Source organism: Pedobacter nanyangensis, assembly GCF_003313505.1.
Lineage (GTDB): Bacteria > Bacteroidota > Bacteroidia > Sphingobacteriales > Sphingobacteriaceae > Pedobacter > Pedobacter nanyangensis.
The window spans coordinates 250072-267633 of sequence record NZ_QMHO01000004.1; the positions used below are offsets into that span (position 1 = coordinate 250072).

Below are 17562 nucleotides of genomic sequence, written 5' to 3' on the forward strand. Positions count from 1 at the left end.
ATTATTTATTCCACCAAACTTTAGTCTTCAAATCATCGCCGCCCATATTGGCTACGGCAGTTAAATAGTTTTCCCTGTTTACACGCTGTACGTTTACCGGGTATTTTAATCTGGTTGGCATTACGCCATCGTTTTGCAAGCCAAAACCTTTAGGTAGCACCGGGAAACCAGTACGACGATATTCTATCCAGGATTGGAAATCGGTAAAAAACAAGGAGTAGTATTTTTGGAGCATGATTTTATGCAGTTTCAAAGAAGCATCGTCATTGGGATACCATTGTGCGCTTGAATCGGTAAGGTAACCTGTAGGTACGGTAAGGCCCCACATGGTGATGGCAGCGGTTACCCCTGCTTCGTAATAAGGTTGCGCATCACCTGGGATATATCCTTTTAAAGCGCATTCTGCCAAGATGAATTGCAGCTCGGGATAATTTATGATATTTCCCAGCAATGGTTCACTTTTTAAACTGGCAAGGTATTGCGACTGCGGTGCGGGAACCTGCCCAACGGGATAACCGCTTTGAATGCCCACATAAGCATTATCTCTTTTAGAAGCCCATTTTTCGCGTCGTGGATCATTCCACTCGTTGAGGTTATCGATAAAAAATTCGCCCAGGCTGTTGTTCACCTGAAAATCAAGGTCACGATATTCTGCAAATTCTGACAGATAGGGAGCCGTAGTTTGAAATTTCAGGATTGCCGAATCGTTGTTGCTGGTAAAAATGGGATAATTGGTCTTCTTGGTATCCACAATTTCCCCTATTTTGCTTACGGCATTTAGTTCGCCAGTGCCCGAAACCCTTAGCAATAATCTTAAGTAAAGGCTATTTCCAAATTTTCTCCATTTGGTTAGATCACCTGCGTAAATGGGGTCTAATTTAGCTTCTGTATCAATCAAAGATGCAGTTTTAAATAGTTCATTGGCCTTTTCCAATTTCTTGAACAGGTCTTCATAAATGGCTTTTTGCCTATCAAAACGAGGTTGTAAAATACCTTCGCGGCCTTTGTTGGCATCAAAGTAAGGGATATCACCATATACATCCGTTAGTAGCGAAGATACCCAAGCATCCAAAACCAAAGAAATGCCCATGTAAGCATTGCTGTTAATGGCGTCGCCTCCGGTGTACATATCCCTAATGTTGGTTAACTGCAGGTACCAATTGTTCCACATATAGTCAGATTCCTGTGGCCTAATAACATATCGGTGTATTTCGTCGCTATCTGAAAGCGTTACGTGTACCTGCATCAGCTCGTGGGTAAGTCTCAAACACCTGTTCAGGTTTCTCTTCAATACATCGTGCACTGCGGGGCCCAACAAAGTTTCGGGGGTGGTCATTACCGCACCGTCTTTACTGGTATTTAATTCGCTAAAATTTTTGGTACAAGAAACTAAGCTTCCTGTAATGATTAATGTTGCTATAATCTTTTTCATCTTGGTTTCTTTTTAAAAACTAAATGATACGTTAACGCCGAATGATCTAACGGACGGGAATTGGGCCACCTCAAATCCTCGCTGGATATCGCTATTGCCCAAGGTCCCAAACTCTGGGTCGTACGCGGGCCAGTCGCTCCACACCCAAAGGTCGCGGCCATACACACCTACTACCGCCTTTTGCAGTTTCAGTTTCTTCGCCAATTTGGCTGGCAGGGTATAATCCAATCTCATTTCTCTTAGCTTGATAAAATCGGTGCTGAAGGTATTTGCCTCTACGTTATCACCTTTAAAATGCTCTGTGTAATAGGTGCCAATCTGCTCTGCTACCACATCATTCGGACGGTAGGTCCCATCAGGGTTTTGCTGTACGCCCTTACCAATAATCCCTGTATACCTTCCAGGTAGGCTATTGGTCAATTTACCTGCAACCGAGGCTGCCGAATGGGTATGAGAATAAGCTACGGCACCATATTGGCCATCAACCAATACTTTTAACCTCCATTGTTTGTACCTAAAATCATGACTAATTCCCCAATTGAAATCTGGTGTGGCCCTGCCCAGATAAATGGCCTGCTCGGTTAGCATGGGATAGCCCTGTGAATTATATACGATTTGTCCGTCTGGCGAGCGCAGATAGCCCAATCCATATAAATCGCCCATACGGCCACCTACCCTTGCTTCCATTGAACCGCGGGGGCCGGTTTGCATCAAATACGTATCTACGCTATCGGCCAAGGAAACAATGGTATTTCGATTAGCGGCAAATGTGGCGCTAATATTCCAGTTCAAGCCATTTTTTGATTTTAACGGAACCCCATTTAGTGCCAGCTCTATGCCCTTATTACGCACCAGGCCCGAGTTCATCACTTTATAATTATATCCAGCTGCCCGGTCTAACGGTACATTCAGGATTTGGTTCTTGATGTTACTTTTATAGAAAGTTGCATCTAAACCTAGCCTGCTATTTAAAATGCGAATATCAGTACCTAGTTCAATGGTCGTAGATAATTCATTTTTCAGGTTTTCATTGGATATAAATGTTGGATTGGCCATGCCTGACGGGTACACGGATTTAGGTATATAATAATACCCCGTTCTATAAGGCGTGGTGCCACCTCCACCAACCTGCGACCAAGATGCCCTTACTTTCCAAAATGAAATACTTTTAGGCAGCTTGATCATTTCCGACAGCAAACCGCTTAAATTTAAAGATGGATAGAAAAAACTAACATTACTTGTAGAAGATCTTGAAGCCAGAACTGAGGCCCAATCTACACGGCTGGTAAAATCAGCAAATAAATAATTTTTGTAGCTGGTTTGTATCATGCCGTACAAGCTATTTACCGCATATTCACTGGTAACGGAGCTAGATTCGACCTTATCCTGTACGTTTGCAAAAGTGTAAATGCCAGGATATCTCAACCTATCTGCGCTTAGCGAAATCATTTTATAGCTATTAAACATGGTTGATCCGCCAAATGTAAATGTAGTTTCGAAGTCTTTGGCCAATGTTGGTTTATAAGTTAACAGGAAATCGGTATTGGTTTCTTTTTGGTCTATATCCTGTGTACGGAACATCCCCTCCGGAAATCTCGCTGCATCTTTTGGTTTTTGCTGTGATCTCCCCTCAGCTGCCCAATCAATGGAACTTCTTACCATCAGGTTAAGGTTTTTAGAGAATTCGTAATTTGCGCTAATGGTACCGATAAGCTGATTTCTTTTCATCTTGTTCAGCATTTCATATACCGATAGGTAAATATTGTCTAAACCGTTGCTAAACATGCGCAGCTGTTTCAGTCCTTCGCTTCCTGGTACCCAATAGGTTTTATACCAATCAAGATTTGCATTTGGCACCAAGGCGATGATATTGTACATCACCGTTTGGTTATTGTACCCCGTAGTTGGGAGGTTATCGCTACTTTTATTGTTATAACTTAATTTAGTAGTGATGGAAAGTTTATCGTTTACTTTTTGTGCAACGTTTAAAGCAATGGTATTTCTATCGTACCCTGTATTGGGGACAATCCATTTATTTTGAAGATTGGTGAAGCTTAAACGTGCGGTAGTTTTTGCATTGCCGCCACTGATCGACAAATTGTTGGTGTAGGTTTGTGAAACATCAAAAAAATCTTTCCTATTGTTTTTGTATGGTACCCAGGGTGTTCTTTCGTTACCTCTGGTAAATAAGTTTGGATCCCATTGATAATATTCCTGTCCATCAAACTTAGGGCCCCAAGCGGCTCCCGTGTTTTTGGTATTTGGCCCATCCTCGGTAACTCCCCACGAGTAATAATCGTTAACGCCAATGGCACCCTGTCCATATTCATATTGAAAATCGGGCCATCTGTTAATGGTGCCAAAGGTTGCATTTGAGTTGAACGAAATACCTAAGCCCTTTTGGCTCTCCTTACCTGATTTGGTGGTAATGATAATGGCTCCGTTGGCGCCCCTTGAGCCGTAAAGTGCCGCAGCACCTGGCCCCTTCAATACCGATACACTTTCGATGTCTTCGGGGTTCAGATCGCTAATTCCGTTACCGTGATCCACCGGATTTTCCGAACCCAAATAAGATCCATTGCTTTCCGATATTTTTGAACTTACCACTACACCATCTACCACAATGAGGGCCGAGTTGTCGCCACTTAAAGTGCTTTCGCCCCTTAGGATGATTTTATTGGTACCTGCCGGGCCACCGCCTGATTTGATCATGTTTAGGCCGGCTACCTTACCCGTTAGGGCATCGGTCCAATTGTTAGACATGGCGTCGGTAAGTTCCTCGCCCTTGATTTGGGTTACCGAGTAACCTAATGACTTTTCTTCGCGTTTAATGCCCAAGGCCGTTACCACTACCTCGTTCAGCGCACTAACATTTTCTTTGAGCACCACCTTTAAATTGGTTTGATTGCCCACTTTGACTTCGGTACTTTCAAAGCCCAAAAAGGAAAATACCAAAACGGCATTGCTATGGGGTACGTTAATGCTAAATTTCCCGTCGGCATTAGTGAGCTCAACCACTTTAGTGCTCTTAAGCGTTACCGAAACATTGGGAATGGGGATATTGTCCTTGTCAACCACGGTGCCCGTAATTTTAATTTGGGCTTGCTTTTGCTCCTTTTCTACAATAACAACGGTATTGCCATTGATGGTAAAGCTTAGCGATTGATTTTCCAAGGCCTTATGGAGCACTTGATTGAGGGAAGCATTTTTAAGGGATATGTTGATATTACCGATCTTGCTGATCATCCCAGAGTTATAGATAAAGTTATAACCCGTTTGCTTTTCCAGTTCGGCAATTACGCTTTCCAGTTTTGCGTTGGTTTTGGATATGGAGATTTGCTGGGCAAAGCTTGTAGCACTGGCCATTTGCAAACCTACCGTGGTTAATAAAACAATGATGAGTTTCATTATGAGCAATATTTTTATAGGCACGCGGAAAACTCCACGTAATAAAGAAGTATAATTTTTATACATTTGATTACTGGTTAAATTAAATCTGTCTCTTCTTTTGTCAGTTTAGTTACCGGAAAGCATTTGATGCTTGTAAATCGGGAGAGGGTCCAAGCTCTCCTGATTTTTTGTAACTGTTGGGGATTTGGTAGCATTATTGCATTACAGTTACCCTCCTTCCCTCGATTTTAAATTTCACGGTTCCTGTAAGTTCCAAACTGCTGAGCAGTTCGGCGAGCGAGCTGTCTTTCAGGTATTTTCCACCAAAAGCTTCGTTGCTGATATTGCCCTGATAATTAACTTCTATATTATACCATCGGCTTATCTTTTTCATGATCTCGCTGATGGGCTCGTTTCTGAAAATGAAATAGCCATTTTTCCAGTCCATAACCTCGTCAGGGTCAAAGTTTTTCGCCACAATTTGTGATGAACCTCTTTTTAAAACAGCTTGCTGGTTGGGCTTTAACAACTGGGCTGAGTTCCCGTGGCTGGCTTTAACGGAACCTTCAATCAAACTTGCCTCAACCACGTTATCGTCATCGTAGGCTGAAATATTGAAATGTGTTCCCAATACCTGGATATTCATCTCTCTGGCCGAAACCAGAAAAGGCTTGGCCTTGTTGTGCACAACTTCAAAATAACCTTCGCCCTCCAATTCAACGCTACGTTGGTTTTTGCCAAAAGCCACAGGGAATTTAAGTGTTGACTTGGCATTTAGCCAAACCTTAGTTCCGTCTGATAAAATCAGTTGGGAGGTTTTGCCCACAGGCGTAGAAATGGTATTATAGGCCAATTCATCATCTCCCACGTCCATGTTTTCTAAGTTATAAATGATCTGTCCATCCGAAGTTTTGGAGATCAGCGCATGCTTGTCACTCCCCAGCTCTCCATCGGCAGTTTGATCTAAAACAAGTTTTTTCCCGTTAGACAGGGTTAATACGATGTGTCCGCTTTGTTCATCCAACTTCCTGGCATACGATGCATTTGTTGTGTTTGTGCCACGCTTTAATTCTAGTATTTGATGCCTATAAACATATAGCCCCAAGAAACAGCAAATAAGTACTGCCGCCGCCGCGTAATACCTTAAGGCATTGCGATTAGTTAATTTAGCGATGAGGGTTTGCTTCTTTGGAGCAGCGGTTTTGAAACGAGGGTGGTTAACAATTTTGGCATACAGTCCGTCATCAATATCGTCAGCAGCAAGGTCGCTACTTTCCCAGTTGCGCCTCATTTGCGTTTCAATGCCTTCGCTATCTTCAAAATGTTTCAGCAGCGCTGCAAGCTCATCCAGTTCTTCCCTGGTAATGGTTTGATCAATCAGTGCTTGTAACAAAAATTGCAACCGGTAGTTTTCTGAGTTCATATTGGTTAAAGAGCAGCAAATTGCGGCTACCTATCAAGAATACGTACCAACAGCACATTAGGACTAGTTGAATTGTTCCATTTCATCAAATAAAACACAACCAACTAATAATGAGCACAATAATTTTAAACAAAATAAATCAGAAAGGCTAGTGCGTAAGTCATCTCTTGGCTAGCCAATTGTGTTTTCAAGGTTTTTAAGGCCACTACCAAATGATTTTTCACGGTATTTTTTGAAAGGTTTAAACGTTCTCCTATTTCCTCATAGGACAGTCCTTCAAAGCGGCTTAAACGAAAAACAACTTGTTGTTGCCTGGGCAGCTCCCGTATCGCTTTTTCGGCAAAAGCCATCAAATCAGAAAGAATAATACTTTCTTCGGTCTCGTTATGGTTTTCGGAAATTTTCAGCATTAATTTTTCCCTTAAAGCTTGAGAACTGGTTGCCTTTCTGAGACTATCTAATACCAAACGTTTGGATATGGTAAACAGATAAGGCTCCAATGGCCTTTCTTGGTCAAGTTTTTCTCTGTTTTCCCAAAGCGTGATAAAGGCTTCCTGTACCACCTCTTCACTTTGCGCCTTATCTTTCAAGAAGCGATAGGCAAAACCGTATACTTTTGGCGCAAGGGATTGATAAACGTGTTGAAACGCAGATTCATTTCCTTCTCGCAAGCGCTTTATTTGTTCATTACTAAATGTCCGGAAAGGAAGCATATCTTAACCCCAAAATATTGTTTTATTTTCTATCGTTTACTTTCTTTTTGAAATGAAGCACGCAAGTAAAAGTAACAAAAAGAAAATCAACCTACAACAAGGTAGATATTCTTAAAAGTTTTATCTATAAAATGTGCTTTTTGAACTTTAGCCGCAAAATAACAACCTTATTGTTAAGCAAACATTAAGCAGAGATTAGCAAAAAACTTGCAAAGAGGGGCTATACCTATCCCACAATATAAAGTTAGCAGCGGAAATCCATCCACATCACCAGCGGAAAATCCATGGAAAAAGCTTGTGTAGTTCACCAAAATGAGGATACATCCAATGAACATACCCCAATCTCTATAATATCACTCTGCATATTTTCTGGAGAACTGCCTTCCCAACAAGTGGCCTCAATATCCACCACTAAAATCTTATCTAAATTTTTTGCCATTTTACTTACTTACAGCCAGTTAATTTGGTATGCCAATCATCCAACATGAAGTTATAGTTTTTATAAATCCATTAAAAAAATTCAACCCCTTAAATACTGGACACAGTTTTCAGAAATAAAAAAACCCTTCAGAGTTATTATCTGAAGGGTTTCGTCGGGGTGGCAGGATTCGAACCTACGACCTCCACATCCCAAATGTGGCGCGATACCGGGCTACGCTACACCCCGATGGTGGTATCACCTTTTGGCGGTGAGGGCGGGATTCGAACCCGCGGTACCGTTACCAGTACGACAGTTTAGCAAACTGTTCCTTTCGGCCTCTCAGGCACCTCACCTTCTCTACACATTTTCTGCGTTTCGAGGTTGCAAATATAGCAATTCATTAATGTTTGCAAAAAAAAATTACGTAGTTTGTGGATAATCTACGCGAACATGGTAGATGCTCATTAACATCGTCTTGAAAATCAACTTAATAGTTTCCAAATCTTTTAACGTCAAATCACAATTATCTAATTGGTTTTGCTCCAATTTGTAGTCAATAATGCGTTCAACCAGGTCATTGATGTTCTGTGCATCCGGATTTTTTAAACTTCTGGAGGCCGCTTCCACCGAATCGGCCAACATTAAAACGCCTGTTTCTTTCGAAAACGGAATAGGTCCAGGATAGCGGAAAATATTCTCGTCGATGAATTTTTCTGGCGAATTTTTCAGGAAAGATTGATAGAAATAATCCACCCGGGTATTCCCGTGGTGCGTACGTATGAAATCGATGATTGACTCCGGCAATTTATGTCTCCTGGTAATCTCAATACCTTTATGCACATGACGGATGATAATTTGCGCACTTTGCTCATATGGCAATTTATCATGCGGACTCTGCCCGGTTTGGTTTTCGATAAAATATTGCGGGTTTTCCATCTTGCCGATATCATGGTACAAAGCTCCTGCCCTCACCAGCAAAGCATCCCCTCCTATTTTAAAAATTGCCGCTTCCGCTAAATTGGCTACCTGCAACGAGTGTTGGAAAGTGCCTGGCGCCTTAAACGCAAGCTCCCTTAATAGTTTATTATTGGTATTGGTCAGTTCGATCAGTGCAACATCAGAGGTGATTCCAAAAACCCTTTCAAAAGCGTAAATTAATGGATAGGCCAATAACGATAAAAGCACGCTGAAAACAAAGGGAAGGAAATTAGCCCACTCAATATGGCTTAACGAGCCCTCTCTGAGCAAAGCAATCCCCACAAAGGACACAAAGTAGGCACTCAATATAAATGAGGCCGAAATCAGCAATTGCTCACGTTTCACCAAATTCTTGATGCTATAGATGGCCACCATGCCCGCAGTGGTCTGGTAAAATACAAACTCAAAGCTGTTGGGCACAAAAAAACCGGCAATTAAAATCACCAACAAGTGAAGGTTTAACGCCAACCTTGTATCAAACAATATCCTAATGATAATTGGTACAATACAAAAAGGGAGCAAATAAAGATTAGAAAGGTTGAATTTAATGGACCAGGTAAGTACCAGCAACATCGAGGTGATCACTAACAACAACAAAGAGAGTTGGCGGTTATCTGCATAAATATCCTTTCTGAAAAGATAAAGGAATACCATCAGGAGCGTTACGATAAAGCCCACCAGCAATACCTGCCCAAAAAACACCAATTTATCGTCGCCTACACTTTTGGTCTGTGCATCGTAGTTTTCCCTAAACGATACTAGCTTTTGATATACCTCCTCATCAATTACCGTTTCCTTTGCCACAATCAGTTCGCCCTTTTGCACCATCCCTTTGGTAGTAGAAATACTGTTTAGGGCATTGTTTTGAACCGTAGCCGTTAAGGTTTCGTTAAATTTAATATTAGGCTTAAGATGGCTTTCTGCCAAATCAAACACCGTTTTGGCAATTTCAGGCTCACTGGCTTTAAAACTTGCTTTCAAATAAGCCAATGCCGTTTCTGTTGTAAAAACATCTTGCGAATTGCTCTTGGTCGAAATATTGTTTCGCACCAGAGAGAAATCGTAATAGCCGCCCCCTTTTTGATGTTTGGGATTAATATCGATAATGCCTTTGGTATAAATAGATTGCAGGATTTGGTACGAACGTTGCCTGTTCACCTCCTTATCGCGATCGTTCAAGGTGTTTGACTTCCATTTCACATCAAACTCGTTTAAATAAGCATCGCCTTGGTCCTTAAACACCTCCTCCTGATATTCATAAATAGGCAAAACATTATCAAGTACCGTTTTTTTATCCAGATTGATTTGTTGTGGCGTTTTTAAAATGGCAAAGCTAAAAGGCGAAACCAGGTCTTTGTTCAACCAAGTTTTACCTTTCTCAAATTCATACCTGAATCGCGGCTGCTTGGGCAAATAAAGTGTAATTATCAATACACAAACCGCCATCATCACGTACTTTAGGTTAGATGAATACTTGCGGTAAAGTATTTTGTGCGAGTTCTTTTTAATTTTGGCCAAAATGTATAGTCCTTTATTTCAACCAAAATTAGTATTTATTTCTGCAATAGCCTACAAAGCACCTCAGAGAAACAAATCTCTTGCGCAAAAAAGCATTTTATTCTCCAATTTTTTAATTTATATTTGATATCAAAATAATATCAAATATGCAAACAGAAAAAATCATCAGGCCACCATCGGGCTATCTTACCTTAGGCATTTTTATCGTATTACTCGCAGCTGGCATCTACCTGATGGCCATTCGTCAGTTTGGCTGGGGCGCCGCAGTACTATTGGTAGATTTCATCTTGGTTTTACCGGGATTAATTATTGTAAATCCTAATGAATCCAAAGTATTAACATTATTTGGCAAATACGTAGGCACCGTTAAGTCGGATGGTTTCTTTTGGGTGAATCCCCTAACCACCAAGAAAAAACTATCACTGAGAGCCAGAAACCTCAACGGCCAGCAATTAAAGGTAAACGACAAGATGGGCAATCCCATTGAAATTGGTGCCGTGGTGGTATGGCAGGTACAGGAAACTGCCAAAGCCAGTTTCTCGGTGGAGGATTACATCCAATATGTAAGCATACAGAGCGAAGCCGCCGTTAGACACCTGGCCAATAGCTTTGCCTATGACAACTTGGAAGATGAAGATGCTGGAATTACCCTTAAAGATGGTGCGGAAAAGGTAAACGCATTACTGGAAGAAGAGTTGAATGAACGCTTGTCAAGAGCCGGCATTGAAGTGATAGAAGCCAGAATTTCACATTTGGCCTATGCACAGGAAATTGCCAGCGCCATGTTGCAACGCCAGCAAGCTACCGCCGTAATTGCCGCCCGAAAACTCATTGTTGAAGGTGCTGTGGGCATGGTAGAAATGGCTTTAGAGCGACTGTCGGAAAAAGAAATTGTTTCCCTTGATGAAGAAAGAAAAGCCGCCATGGTAAGCAATTTACTGGTAGTGCTTTGCGGCGACAGGAATGCGCAGCCAGTGGTAAATGCCGGTACACTTTACAATTAATAACCTGAGTTCAATTAGTAATTAACTAATTTGTAATCGTTTTACCATTTTAATGTACGGCGGTCCCTGAAATAAATTTATTGCATAACTTTCTGTTTCGCTACAGGTCAGGGTGACGCTAAATCAATGCTCCGTCATGCTGAATTTAGTTCAGCATCAGCTATACAGATTAACTACCAATCGAACTCAGATGAATAGAATCGATGTAATATAAGGCGAGCAGGAGCCAAATAAAACATCATCTTTTAATGATAAAAACAATGCCCGAGAAAGATAAGAAAGCATTTGCATTGAGGATAAGCCCCACATTGCTCAAAGAGATAGAGACCTGGGCAAGCGAAGAGTTTAGGAGCACCAATGGCCAAATTGAATTTTTGCTGAACGAGGCGGTAAAATCTAGAAGGAAAAAAGCCAATAGAAAAACGAACGATGATAATGTATAGCTAACGTAAATAAAATGTGGCTTGTGGCGGTATTTTAAAGATTATCCCTAAATTGCGCCCAACCAAATATAATATAAACATTACTATATGAAAGAAGTAGTTATCGTATCAGCGGTTAGAACTCCTATTGGTAGTTTTGGCGGCTCACTTTCAGGATTTTCGGCTACGCAACTAGGTGGTTTTGCCATCAAAGGAGCCTTAGAAAGCATTGGTCTTAAACCAGAATTGGTACAGGAAGTGTACATGGGCAACGTATTGTCGGCCAATTTGGGTCAGGCACCTGCTACACAGGCGGCAAAGTACGCTGGCTTACCTGATTTGCCCGCTACCACCATCAACAAGGTCTGCGCATCAGGCACCAAAGCCATTATGCTGGCTGCGCAAAGCATTGCCTTGGGCCAAAACGACATTGTAGTTGCTGGCGGAATGGAAAGCATGAGCAACGTTCCCTACTACTTGGACAAAGCCAGAAATGGCTATCGCCTGGGGCACGGACAAATTACCGACGGCTTGGTAAAAGATGGTTTGTGGGATGTGTATAATGATTATCACATGGGTTCGGCAGCGGAGCTTTGCGCCGAAACTTGCAACATCAGCCGCGAAGATCAAGACAACTTTGCCATCCAATCTTACCAAAGAGCGCAACAAGCGCAAAGCGATGGAAAATTCAAGGACGAAATTGTTGCCGTAGAAATCAAGGACAGAAAAGGAGAAATCACCTTGTTTGCCCATGATGAAGAACCAGCAGCAGTAAAATTCGACAAAATTCCTACGTTAAAGCCTGTTTTTAAAAAAGATGGAACCGTAACCGCAGCCAACGCCTCCACCCTAAATGACGGTGCTGCTGCCCTAATTTTAATGAGTGCCGAAAAAGCAAAAGAACTAGGACTTACTCCATTAGCGAAAGTATTGGCTTACGCCGATGCCCAACAAGCCCCAGAATGGTTCACTACGGCCCCTTCTAAAGCTATTCCTTTGGCTTTGCAAAGAGCAAATATCACCAAAGAGCAAGTAGATTATTTTGAAATCAACGAGGCTTTCTCGGTGGTATCTTTAGCAAATAACCAAGCTTTGGGCCTTAATGGCGACAAAGTAAATGTGAATGGTGGCGCAGTAGCCATTGGCCATCCTCTTGGTGCTTCAGGTGCCAGAATTGTGGTTACGTTGTTATCCGTATTGTCTCAAAACAATGGAAAGATAGGCGTTGCCGGAATTTGCAATGGCGGAGGTGGTGCCAGTGCAATAGTTATTGAAAATCTTCGTTAAAAAGGTTTAAATGCAAAGCAGTTTTTTGAAGACATTTTTTCCACTTTTAGTAGTGTGCTTGATTGCAGGGAATTTAAAAGCCCAACAATCCGCAGCACCTGCTCAACTGCCCCAATTGTTAAAAATTCAAGACACCCTTGCGGCCTATAGCGATTCGACCGTAAGTGTTAAGGATGACGTAGAACGGGCGGCGTACAACACCATGTTTGTAAAAAAACTCATCAGCGTCTTAAAAACCCCTCATTCCTTCCGGTTTAATTTCGATTCCCTTGCCAACGTAACGGTGCTCAATGCCCCTAACCAATCGTTCCGGATTTTCACTTGGTCGGTTCCACTTACCGATGGTGGCTATAAATTTTATGGCACAATCCAATTAGCCACCAAAGATGGTTCTTTAAAAATGATCCCCCTGAACGATGCGACGGAAACTTTTACCGACGACAACATCATTACCAACCAAAAGAAATGGTACGGCGCCCGTTATTATGAAATGATTCCAGTGACCTATCCTGGCAAAAACCCCTATTATATTTTATTGGGATGGAAAGGCAACAATAACAAGACCAACAAAAAAGTTATCGAGGTTTTATCCTTCGAAAAAGACGACGCTGTATTTGGCAAAAATGTTTTCGAGTTGAGCAGAAAAGTACCTGTAAAAAACAGGATAGTATTTGAATATGCCAAGAAAAACTCCATGACTTTAGCTTTCGACAAAAAGGTAAATATGATTGTTTTTGACCATTTGGCTCCTTTTGAAGCCAATATGGAAGGCAACTTCGAATATTATGCTTCCGATTTAAGCTTTGACGGCTACGCCATTAGCTATCCAAGGCTATATTTGAAGGAGAATGTGGAAGTAAGAAACGACGCTTCTAATTTAGACGAACTATACAGCACTCCGCGTAAAGCGACGACACTTTTCCAAAAGGGCAAACATTAATTTTGCTGAAATGTAAATGTATTCGCCTATATTGCACCAATTTTTTTTAAAAAACTAAGACTAACTTATTAAATAATCTATGCAAACAAATACTGCAGAAAATCCAAACGATTTTTTTAAAAGCAAGGTATTAGGGCACCCATCGGGGCTTTTTGTACTTTTCTTTACCGAAATGTGGGAGCGTTTCTCCTACTATGGAATGCGAGCCCTATTGGTTTTGTTTTTCAGCGCTTCTGTTTTAGATAGCGGCTGGGGATGGCCAAAAGAACATGCGCTGGCCATTTTCGGAACCTATACTGCATTAGTTTACCTTTCAACCATGCTTGGCGGCTATTTTGCCGATAAAGTAATTGGTATCCGCTGGGCCGTAGTGATAGGTGCACTGTTAATGACCTTAGGACACGCTTGTATGGCCTTGGAAACCTCGTTTTTTATCTACGCAGGTTTGGTTTTACTGGTGTTCGGTAGTGGTTTCTTTAAACCCAACATGACTTCCATTGTATCGGAAATGTACAAAGATTTTCCTGAAAAAAAGGACGGGGCTTACACCATCTTCTATATGGGCGTAAATGCTGGAGCATTTTTCGGAATCATGCTTTGTGGCTATTTAGGTGAAAAAATTGGCTGGAGCTGGGGATTTGGCGTAGCAGGTATTTTTATGCTGTTTGGCTTGTTGCAATTCTGGCTTGCCCAAAATATTTTTGGAACCATTGGCCTAAAGCCTGTGAAAGCAACCCCTGCAGAAAAAGCGGCGGCGGCCTCAGTACAACAAGAAGGTGGCAAATTGAATCCATTTACACGCTTTCACATGGTATTAATTGTGCTGTGTGTTGGTTTAGGGTTGGCATGGATTTTAAATGACCCTGTTAATAAAATCTCGGAAGGCACAACAAACCTATTCAGTTTCAGTTTATTTGGAGTTGACGGCAGTAATTTCATCATCTTAACAGCTTTGGTACTTTTCTTAATTTTATTGGTATCCAGAATTAACAGATACGATAAGGTACTTAAAGACAGGATGATTGCCATTGTGTTTTTTGCCATCATTACGATGATCTTTTGGTCGATATTTGAGCAGGCGCCAGGCTCGTTAACCTTGTTTGCAAAAGATTATACGCAACGGATCTTAGAAGGAACTTCGGGCACTATTTTTAAAATCGTTAACTCCTTAATCACCCTTGGTCCTTTGGCCATCATTACCTGGGTGCTCTTTAAATTGTTCGGGCAAACCTTCAACAAGTACAAACTATCCAACTTGATTTTAGGTTTCAGTTTCTTGATCATCTGGGGAATTGCCATCTGGATGGTAACCAACGAATACAAGTCTACTTCATACAATGTTCAATATAAAAATCTTAACGGCGTAGTGAACAACGATAAGGTGGTTTCGTCCGAATCTTATAAAGACAACCAAGAAATCGCCATTTTAGATATCGAACGAACTTCATTCTATAAAGCTGATGAGAAAACTACCGTGGAGAACAACGCCTTGGTAGACAAAGACAAAAACTATCTTGGCGATGTATTTAACGGTAAAATCAGCAATATTGTTGACCGGGAAAAACCAGGTGCATTCGGTACAGTGGTGAGCTATGCCGAAATAGAATTTGCCAACACTGCAGGCCAAACACTCAAAAGAGAAATCAGATTGGCAAAAGGCGAAAAAGAGTCATTAAAAGTAGGTGATACTAAAGAAATTTTGATTAACCACAACATCAAATACGATGCTGATCAAACTTCGCCTATCAAGGCAACTATCACTTCGAAAGTTGCCGCTACCGAAGTAAACGCCAGTTGGTTCAACATCTTAAACTCACTTTTCATCATTACCTTAGCCCCATTGTTCTCTAAATGGTGGAGCAGTAAACGCAACCCATCGGCCAATAACAAATATGCTATCGGGATGTTGTTCTTAGCTATCGGAATGGCTTTTGTAGCCTTTGGCGCAGCCTCTATCCCTGCGGGAGCTAAATCAGCATCGGTAAGTATGATGTGGCTAGTATTCGTTTACCTATTCCATACCATGGCCGAACTTTGTGTATCACCGGTAGCACTTTCTTATGTTAGTAAATTGGTACCAGGCCGCATGATTGCCATTATGTTTGGGGTTTGGTACTTAGCTGTAGCTATCGGGAACAAGTTGGCCGGTATATTTGGTGAGGTTTCAGAAAGCATAGCAGGTGAAAAAGGCTATAGCTATTTCTTCTGGACACTAACAGGTGTATCATTAGCCGCATCTTTATTAGCCTTTGCTTTAGGCCCAATTGTTAAAAAGCTGATGCACGGTGTAAAATAGGCATCGCATCATGATCCATAACGATAAAGGCTCCCAATTTGGGAGCCTTTATCGTTTATCCAAAAGTTAATCTACTTATTTGGTTGAGGAGTTGTCCTCAAATACGGCTTAATCACTTTATGTCCTTTGGGAAACTTAGCTGGAATATCTTCCGTTTTAATGCTATTTACCACAATTACATCTTCACCGTCCTTCCAGTCGGCAGGTGTGGCCACGCTATAATTAGCGGTTAGCTGCAATGAGTCAATCACTCTTAGTACTTCATTAAAGTTCCTACCCGTAGATGCAGGATAAGTGATGATCAGTTTTACCTTTTTATCAGGCCCTATTACAAAAAGCGAACGTACGGTTAAAGTTTCCGAAGCATTCGGGTGGATCATGTCATAAAGATTTGCCACCTTCTTGTCGGAGTCGGCAATGATGGGAAAATCAACATTCGTATTTTGGGTTTCGTTGATATCCTTAATCCAGCCTAAATGCGAGTCTACAGGATCAACACTTAATGCTAAAACTTTTACATTCCTTTGATCGAATTCACCTTTCAAAGCAGCTGTTCTACCCAGTTCTGTGGTGCAAACTGGTGTATAATCCGCGGGATGTGAAAACAAAACTCCCCAACTATCGCCAAGGTATTCATAAAAGTCTATCTCACCTATAGATGTTGTAGCTTTAAAATTTGGAGCGATATCGCCTATTCTTATGCTCATCGTATTAATATTTAAATGAAAAATCGATTAATTATATGTTCAAGTTACGAAAAAATCAAGAGAACAAATCGCCCTGCCCTTTTAAGAAATTGATACGAGGCAGTTTACTCCCTAATTTTTGATTGAATTTTTCGATGGTATAGTCGGCAATAATGGGCGTATCACTTTCATCATGCTGGTGCAAAAAGAAATAGATTTCCTCTAGTCCCCTGTTCAACCAATCGTCTAAACGTACCATCCAATCGTCTATCCTTTTTTGATCAGAGCTTTCCAGAAACTGGCCACCATTCCCTACAAAACGAATAAATGCTTTAGGTGTGGGGAGTTCCATGTGTACACAATCACGTCTGCCACTTGCGTCGGTAATGGCGGCACCTATGTTAAGATCTGCTAAAAGCGAGAATAAGGCTTTTCGATCATCAGCCTTAGCAAACCAATCCTCATGGCGTACTTCCAAAAACAAATTCAAATCTCTTGGTAAAGCTTTTAGATATTGATGCATGGCATCAAAGTTTTTAGGCCCAAAATTATCGCCCAACTGCAAAAAACAAGGGCCTAGTTTATCTCCAAAGGCACTAATGGCTTTTAAGTACAAATCCGTTTCGGCCTGTGCATTGTTTAAACGTTTAATATGGGTTATCGCTCGCGAAAATTTCGGGCAAAATACAAAATCTGGACGCCGTTCTGCCATTTCCTTCCATTTCAAAATCTGCTCCTCTTTAGGAATCCCATAAAAAACCGCATTTAATTCTATAGAGTTAAAATGCTTTACATATTCCGCTAAAAAGTCTTTCTCTTTAGTTTTAGCGGGATAAATCAAATTCACCCATTCCTTTCTGCCCCATTTGGCACAACCCACAAAAAACTTTGGGTCGGCAACAGCCTTGCCTTTTAAAGTAAGCTTGGTTTGTTCGCCATCTGGCGGCAAGGTAAAATCTACTTGATTAATTTCACTGGGTTCAACTCTTCCAAATTCCATGGTTAAATATAGTTAATTAACCACAGATAATATTTGGGCAATGTGTATTTAC

General features: G+C 41.3%; 12 protein-coding genes and 2 tRNA genes. 5 read left to right on the forward strand and 9 right to left on the reverse strand.

Features of this window, described 5'->3' with window-relative positions; translation table 11 throughout:
- Position 1: 1 nt before the first annotated feature.
- From DUT71_RS09640 to DUT71_RS09675, 7 genes are all read right to left on the reverse strand, one after another.
- Complete coding sequence (locus DUT71_RS09640) at positions 2-1432, reverse strand: SusD/RagB family nutrient-binding outer membrane lipoprotein (RefSeq protein WP_113662325.1); 1431 nt, start codon at positions 1430-1432, stop codon at positions 2-4.
- A gap of 12 nt (positions 1433-1444) precedes the next feature.
- On the reverse strand, positions 1445-4840 hold the full coding sequence (locus DUT71_RS09645) for a SusC/RagA family TonB-linked outer membrane protein (RefSeq protein ID WP_113662326.1): 3396 nt from the start codon (positions 4838-4840) through the stop codon (positions 1445-1447).
- Between the two features lie 196 nt (positions 4841-5036).
- Positions 5037-6245, reverse strand: coding sequence for a FecR family protein (locus DUT71_RS09650; RefSeq protein ID WP_113662327.1), 1209 nt, complete (start codon positions 6243-6245; stop codon positions 5037-5039).
- A gap of 125 nt (positions 6246-6370) precedes the next feature.
- A complete protein-coding gene (locus DUT71_RS09655) occupies positions 6371-6916 on the reverse strand; it encodes an RNA polymerase sigma factor (RefSeq protein ID WP_162796010.1) in 546 nt (181 codons plus the stop codon).
- A 635-nt stretch (positions 6917-7551) separates the two neighbouring features.
- Positions 7552-7625, reverse strand: a tRNA-Pro gene (locus DUT71_RS09665).
- A gap of 17 nt (positions 7626-7642) precedes the next feature.
- A tRNA-Ser gene (locus DUT71_RS09670) sits at positions 7643-7732 on the reverse strand.
- A gap of 67 nt (positions 7733-7799) precedes the next feature.
- Positions 7800-9875, reverse strand: coding sequence for an HD family phosphohydrolase (locus DUT71_RS09675; protein WP_394341144.1), 2076 nt, complete (start codon positions 9873-9875; stop codon positions 7800-7802).
- Positions 9876-10021: 146 nt separating this feature from the next.
- Between DUT71_RS09675 and DUT71_RS09680 the strand changes: the two genes are divergently transcribed.
- From DUT71_RS09680 to DUT71_RS20465, 5 genes are all read left to right on the forward strand, one after another.
- Complete coding sequence (locus DUT71_RS09680) at positions 10022-10879, forward strand: SPFH domain-containing protein (protein WP_113662329.1); 858 nt, start codon at positions 10022-10024, stop codon at positions 10877-10879.
- Positions 10880-11127: 248 nt separating this feature from the next.
- Positions 11128-11322 carry an Arc family DNA binding domain-containing protein gene (locus tag DUT71_RS09685; protein WP_394341145.1) on the forward strand — a complete coding sequence of 65 codons (195 nt, stop codon included), beginning with the start codon at positions 11128-11130 and terminating at the stop codon, positions 11320-11322.
- Between the two features lie 87 nt (positions 11323-11409).
- The gene (locus tag DUT71_RS09690; RefSeq protein WP_113662331.1) at positions 11410-12588 is read left to right on the forward strand and encodes an acetyl-CoA C-acyltransferase; all 1179 of its coding nucleotides are present in this window, start codon (positions 11410-11412) and stop codon (positions 12586-12588) included.
- A gap of 10 nt (positions 12589-12598) precedes the next feature.
- On the forward strand, positions 12599-13528 hold the full coding sequence (locus DUT71_RS09695; RefSeq protein WP_240186896.1) for a hypothetical protein: 930 nt from the start codon (positions 12599-12601) through the stop codon (positions 13526-13528).
- Between the two features lie 79 nt (positions 13529-13607).
- Entirely contained in the window at positions 13608-15824 is a 2217-nt protein-coding gene (locus tag DUT71_RS20465) for a peptide MFS transporter (RefSeq protein WP_113662332.1), read from the forward strand.
- A 71-nt stretch (positions 15825-15895) separates the two neighbouring features.
- On the opposite strand, the gene DUT71_RS09705 is transcribed toward DUT71_RS20465, so the two are convergent.
- On the reverse strand, positions 15896-16531 hold the full coding sequence (locus tag DUT71_RS09705; RefSeq protein ID WP_113662333.1) for a peroxiredoxin: 636 nt from the start codon (positions 16529-16531) through the stop codon (positions 15896-15898).
- Positions 16532-16586: 55 nt separating this feature from the next.
- Positions 16587-17510, reverse strand: coding sequence for a DUF72 domain-containing protein (locus DUT71_RS09710; RefSeq protein ID WP_113662334.1), 924 nt, complete (start codon positions 17508-17510; stop codon positions 16587-16589).
- Positions 17511-17562 lie beyond the last annotated feature (52 nt).

Excerpts from the sequence above, each read along its gene's own strand:
- DUT71_RS09640 (WP_113662325.1), bottom strand. The coding sequence starts at position 1,432 with ATGAAAAAGATTATAGCAACATTAATCATTACAGGAAGCTTAGTTTCT.
- DUT71_RS09645 (WP_113662326.1), bottom strand. The coding sequence starts at position 4,840 with ATGAAACTCATCATTGTTTTATTAACCACGGTAGGTTTGCAAATGGCC.
- DUT71_RS09650 (WP_113662327.1), bottom strand. The coding sequence starts at position 6,245 with ATGAACTCAGAAAACTACCGGTTGCAATTTTTGTTACAAGCACTGATT.
- DUT71_RS09680 (WP_113662329.1), top strand. The coding sequence starts at position 10,022 with ATGCAAACAGAAAAAATCATCAGGCCACCATCGGGCTATCTTACCTTA.
- DUT71_RS09685 (WP_394341145.1), top strand. The coding sequence starts at position 11,128 with ATGATAAAAACAATGCCCGAGAAAGATAAGAAAGCATTTGCATTGAGG.
- DUT71_RS09690 (WP_113662331.1), top strand. The coding sequence starts at position 11,410 with ATGAAAGAAGTAGTTATCGTATCAGCGGTTAGAACTCCTATTGGTAGT.
- DUT71_RS09695 (WP_240186896.1), top strand. The coding sequence starts at position 12,599 with ATGCAAAGCAGTTTTTTGAAGACATTTTTTCCACTTTTAGTAGTGTGC.
- DUT71_RS20465 (WP_113662332.1), top strand. The coding sequence starts at position 13,608 with ATGCAAACAAATACTGCAGAAAATCCAAACGATTTTTTTAAAAGCAAG.
- DUT71_RS09705 (WP_113662333.1), bottom strand. The coding sequence starts at position 16,531 with ATGAGCATAAGAATAGGCGATATCGCTCCAAATTTTAAAGCTACAACA.
- DUT71_RS09710 (WP_113662334.1), bottom strand. The coding sequence starts at position 17,510 with ATGGAATTTGGAAGAGTTGAACCCAGTGAAATTAATCAAGTAGATTTT.